This window comes from Nonomuraea terrae (assembly GCF_004348995.1).
Taxonomy (GTDB): Bacteria; Actinomycetota; Actinomycetes; order Streptosporangiales; family Streptosporangiaceae; genus Nonomuraea; species Nonomuraea terrae.
The window spans coordinates 1-5,397 of record NZ_SMKQ01000343.1 but is presented as its reverse complement, the minus strand read 5'-3'; the positions used below and the strand labels follow the sequence as shown (position 1 = coordinate 5,397).

General features: G+C 71.2%; 3 protein-coding genes. All 3 read left to right on the top strand.

The genetic code is table 11. The features are described from left to right. Window positions 1-1,004: MinD/ParA family ATP-binding protein (locus E1286_RS45710; protein WP_223190939.1), on the top strand; the 1,004-nt coding region annotated here is incomplete at its 5' end. A gap of 47 nt (window positions 1,005-1,051) precedes the next feature. Then, the gene (locus E1286_RS45705) at window positions 1,052-3,529 is read left to right on the top strand and encodes an ATP-binding protein (protein ID WP_132623444.1); all 2,478 of its coding nucleotides are present in this window, start codon (window positions 1,052-1,054) and stop codon (window positions 3,527-3,529) included. Beyond that, on the top strand, window positions 3,526-5,397 hold a 1,872-nt coding region (locus E1286_RS45700; RefSeq protein ID WP_132623442.1), incomplete at its 3' end, for a type IV secretion system protein. The genes E1286_RS45705 and E1286_RS45700, both read left to right, overlap by 4 nt.

Below are 5,397 nucleotides of genomic sequence, written 5' to 3'. Positions count from 1 at the left end.
GGGGTGTGGTTGCTCCCGTACCCGTGCCGCGGCCTGGGGAGGGGCGCGTGCGGCGGGTCGAGTCCGTCGTCGGGCGCGACTCCGGCGGGTGGCGGCGGATCGCGCAGGTCGTCGTCGGCGGCAGCGGCGGGATGCGTACGGACGGGTCGGAGATCGACGAGGCCCGGGCCAGGGGTGTGTTCTCCGGCAGCCGCAGGATCGTCGTGCTCGGCTGCACCGGCGGCGCCGGCCAGACCACGACGGCGCTCATGCTCGGCCACACGCTCGCCAAACACCGTGACGACAGGGTCGTCGCCGTCGACGCCAACACCGGCGGCGGCACCCTGACCAGCAAGATCCAGCCGGAGACCCCCGAGACCCTGACCTCGCTGCTGTCGGGGCTCGACCGGGTCAGCGGCTATCTCACCATGCGGGGATACACCACGCGGACCGCCTCGGGTCTCGAGGTGATCAGCGCGGACACCGACGCGGGCGCCGAACAGCGCCTGGCGGACCGGTCCTTCTTCTCCGACCACCGGCTCGGCGAATCCATGCGCCTGCTCGACCGCCACTACAAGCTGGCCGTCATCGACCCGGCCGCCGCCCTGGCGGCCCGGTTGCTGCCGTACGCGGACCAGCTCGTCCTGGTGGTCCCGGCGAGCGAGGAGGCGTCGGAGGCGGTGGCGATGACGTACGAGTGGCTCGACGGGCACGGCTGCGCGGAGCTGCGCAGGCGTGCGGTGATGGTGGTCAACGGCGTGAGCAGGCGTTCGATGGCCGACGTCGAGCAGGCGGAGTCGGTGGCCAGAGGCAGGTGCCGGGCCATCGTCAGGGTCCCCTGGGAGGACGGTCTGGCGCCCGACGGCGCGGAGACCGTCGATCCAGGGCAGTTGCGCGCGGCCGGGCGGCGGGCCTACCTCGCCCTCGCCGGTGTCGTGGTCGCGGGCTTCGCGGCACAGACCGTACGACCGAGCGAAGAGGAGTTGGCGAGTGACCCCCCGGGCACGAGAATCGGTGAGCGATAAGTGAACAAGCGAGCAGGTCTGGCCCGTTCATGCGCCGAGGGGGCGGCATGAGCAGGGCGTCCCGAGCGCACCAGCGCCTCGCGGTCCGCTACTTCGACGACCGCATCCTGCTCACGGACACCTGCGCATGGGCGTACTTCCGGCTTCCGACGGTCAGCTACGAGTTCATCACGCCCGAGGAGCGCGAGGCGCTGGCCACCAACATCACCATCGCGCTGGCCGCGATCCGGATGCCCGACGCCGAGGTGCATCTGAGGGTCGCGCACCGCACGTACCCGGCGGCCGAGTGGGCGATGGCGCTCAACGCCACCTCCGACGAGGGGCCGGGCTGGCGCGACTACCTGGAGGAGATGTACCGGCACGTCTGGGCGAAGGACTTCTGGACCAAGGAGGTCTTCCTCGGCGTACGCCTCGGGCCGCGCGGCAAGCAGCTCGGCGCCGGCGTGCTCGCCCAGTTGCTCGGCTTCTACCAGAAGACCGAGAAGGTCCTCGGCATGGAGGACGACCACGTGCCCGACAGCGAGATCGGGCGGTGGACGGAACAGGCCGAACGTCTCGGCCGAGCACTCGCATCGAGCGCCCTCTACGCCCGTCACGCCACCTCCGTCGAGGTGGCGTGGTTGTTCCAGCACGCCACCGCGGGCGGCATCGGCGACCCGCCGCCGTCGGCCAGTCCCCGGCGGCGCTGGGGCAGGGGCGAGATCGAGTCGCTGGTGGAGGGAGAGATCCACAACGGCAGGTCGCTGCTGCGGATCGTGCAGCCGCAGGGCGACTCGTACGTCGCCTACCTGTCGTTCGCCCGGTTCCCCGACCTCATGCCGTTCCCCGACGGCGAGCCGTGGATGCACTTCGCCGACCAGTTGCCGTTCCCGGTGGAGATCTCCTCGCGGATGCGGCTCATCCCGGCGGTCAAGGCGTCGAAGGACGTCGCCCGCAAGCTGGCGCACGCCCGCGACATGGACAACCACATCCGCGAGGCGGGCGCGGAGGCGCCGCTGGCGCTGGCCGAGCAGATCGACGCGGCCCGCATGCTGGAGCACGGCATCACCAAGGAACGGCTGCCCTTCGTGTACGGCTGGCACCGGCTGATCGTCTCGGCCCCCACCGAGGACATCTGCGTGCAGCGGGTGGAGGCGGTGGTCGAGCACTACCGCGACATGGGCATCGACGTGGTCAACTCGACCGGCGACCAGTTCTCGTTGTTCTGCGAGTCGCTGCCGGGCGAGAAGGTACGCGTCAACGCCTACGCCCAGCGCCAGCCGCTGCGCACGATCGCGGGCGGCATGGCCACGGCCACCGTCGATCTCGGCGACCGGATCGGCGAGGGCAGCGAGGGCTGGCTGGGGCCGTACATCGGCGAGACCGTCGGCAGGGCGCGCAGCGTCGTGCACTTCGACCCGCTGGTGGCGGCCACCCGCAACCGGCCGACCGCCATCGCGATCACCGGTGAGCCGGGTGGCGGCAAGACCACGCTCGCGCTGCTGATGATCTACCAGATGGCGCTGCGCGGCGTCACCGTCGCGGTGATCGACCCGAAGGGCGACGCGGAGTCGCTGGTACAGCTGCTGGAGAAGCGGGGGCGCAAGGCGCGCGTCATCCCGCTCGGCTCGGCGGCGCCGGGACTGCTGGACCCGTTCTCGTTCGGCGACGACATCGCGGCGAAGAAGACCATGGCCACCGAGACGCTGCGGCTGCTGCTGCCGCGCATGTCGGAGGAGCGCGAGTCGGCGATGATCCAGGCGGTGGCGGCGGTGTCCAACCAGCCGGGGCCGTCGCTGGGCAAGGTCGTCGACTTCCTGGAGCAGGCCGACGACCCCGCGTCGAAGAACCTGGGCGCGGTGCTGCGTTCGATGTCGGAGATGCGCCTGGCCCGGCTCTGCTTCGACCCCTCCGGCGGCGACCAGATCGACACCGAGGGCTGGACGACCGTGTTCACGCTGGGCGGCCTCACGCTGCCCGACGTGGCCACGGTCAGGGACGACTACTCCTACGAGCAGCGCCTGTCGGTGGCGCTGCTCTATCTGGTCTCACAGTTCGCGCGCAGGCTGATGAACGGCCTGGACCGGCGCGCCCCCAAGGCGATCTTCCTGGACGAGGCGTGGGCGATCACCTCCACGCCCGAGGGCGCCAAGCTGGTGCCCGAGGTCAGCCGGATGGGCCGCTCCCGCAACACCGCGCTCGTGCTGGTCTCGCAGAACGCCGGAGACCTGCTGAACGAGCAGGTGACCAACTGTCTGTCGTCCGTGTTCGCGTTCCGGTCCACCGAACGGGTGGAGGTGGACCACGTCATGTCGCTGCTCGGGGTGGAGCCGTCGGAGGAGCACAAGGCCGTGCTCCGCTCGCTCGGCAACGGCGAATGCGTTTTTCGTGATCTGGATGGCAGGGCGGGCCGCATCGGAGTAGACCTGGTCTCCGAGGAGCTTCTCCGTTGGCTCGACACGAACCCGACACACGACAAACCCGTGAGCGCGGGGCATGATGATCTTCAGGGGGGCGTGGGCAGGGCGCAGGAGGTACGGTCATGAAGATCCGGCTACCCAGACGGCTGGCGCTCGTTCTCGCGCTGGCCTTCGGCATGCTCGTGGTGCCGCTCGCGGTGGGCGCCACGCAGCCGGCCGCCGCGGCCCCCTGCGACCTGTCGGGCGCGCTGGCCCCCGAGGTGATCGGCGGCGGCACCGACGGCATGATCCAGCCGCCGCCTCCTGAGGGCGGGCCCCAGGCGCCGACCACCAACTACGCCCAGTTCGGCATGAGCGGCCAGTTCTGGCACACGCACGACCTGGGCTGCTCCGACTACGTCGCCGTGCTCGGCAACATGTGGGCCAACGGCATCTTCACCGCGGCCAAGGCCATCGACCGGCTGACGATCACCACGTACCAGGCCGCGGCGACCGAAGGACCGCTCCAGGCCATCAAGGACGTCGTCGACGACATCGTCACGAACCTCGCCGACGCCATGTACTGGCAGTTCCTGCAGCCCGTCATCATCCTCGGCGCGATCTGGCTGGCCTGGTACGGCCTCATCCGCAAGCGGGCCACCACGACCGCCGAGGGCGTGATCTGGATGGTGCTGGCGGTCACCGTGGCGGTCTGGTTCTTCAGCCGTCCCGGTGACTTCACCGGCCTGGGCAAGGTCGTCACCGACAAGACCGGCGAGGTCGTCAACTCCGCCTTCTCCGGCCTGCCCGGGGCGGGCGGCGCGTCCTGCCTGCCGCCTCCCGGCGACACCACCCCCGAGATCAGGGCGGGCGGCTACGGCCAGAACGGCACCCCCGGGATCGAGCAGAACGCCGACGCCCTGTGGTCCACGCTGGTCTGCAAGCCGTGGCTGGTGGGCATGTTCGGCACCTCCGACCCGCAGCAGCCCATCGTGCGCGACTTCGGCCGCAAGATGCTGGAGATCCAGTCGATCCCGCCGGCCGTGCCGGGGCAGCCGGCCCCCGACGTGGGGGAGCGGCAGTCGGAGTACGCCGCACTCGCCAGCAGCCTCAGGAACGACCCCCGCTACACCGTCTTCTCCGGCCGCGACTGGAGCAACCGCCTCGGCGTGGCCGTGGGCGCGTTCATCGCGGCCATCGTGGCGGGTCTGCTGATCTTCCTGGTGGCGGTCTCGTTGCTGGTGCTGAAGGTCGGCTTCCTGTTGTTGCTGATCCTCGGGCCGGTCTTCCTGCTCATCGGCGTGCATCCGGGCAGCGGCCGGATCGTCGCCATGCGCTGGGTGGAGATGCTCATCGGCACGCTGCTGCGGCAGGCCGTGCTGACCATCGTGCTCAGCGTCCTCGTGTACGGCTACGCGTTGATCATCTCCACGGCCATGCCGTGGGGGCTCCAAGTGTTGTTCATGGCCCTGCTGACGATCGCGGTGTTCTTCTACCGGCGGCCGTTCCAGCACCTGTTCGCCTCGATGAGCGGTCACACGGTGGCCACCCGCATGCTCGGCGAGGCGGCCAGCTCGTCCGTGCTGGAGCGGTCGGTGGGTGTGCTGCCGCCGGTCGCCTCGGCCCGGATCGGGCGCTGGGGGCTGCGCAAGGCCGAACCGCTCATCAGGGCGGCGAGCGTGGCCAACCCTGCTGGCGCGGCGGCGACGGCCGCGGCGGGGCAGGCGCGCGTACGCGGTGAGGAGGGCGAGGGATCGCCCACCGGCACCCGCATCCCGGCGACGGCGGCGCCGCTCGACACCGACCACCAAGGCGGCAAGGCGGCGGCGCGGGCTTCGCTCGAACCGCGCAGGGGCACCGCGCCCCCGCTCAACCTGGGCGGCGCCGCGCGCCCGCGGAGTGGCGGGCCACGGGTCGGCGGGACGGGTGGTTCGTCCGGTTCCGCGGCGGCCGCCTCCGCGAGCGGCTCAGGTGGCGGCTCAGGTGGCGGTTCGGGTGGCGGCTCGGGTGGGGGC

Bases quoted from the DNA above. Each gene is read 5' to 3' on its own strand.
- E1286_RS45705 (WP_132623444.1), top strand. From the start codon at position 1,052: ATGAGCAGGGCGTCCCGAGCGCACCAGCGCCTCGCGGTCCGCTACTTC.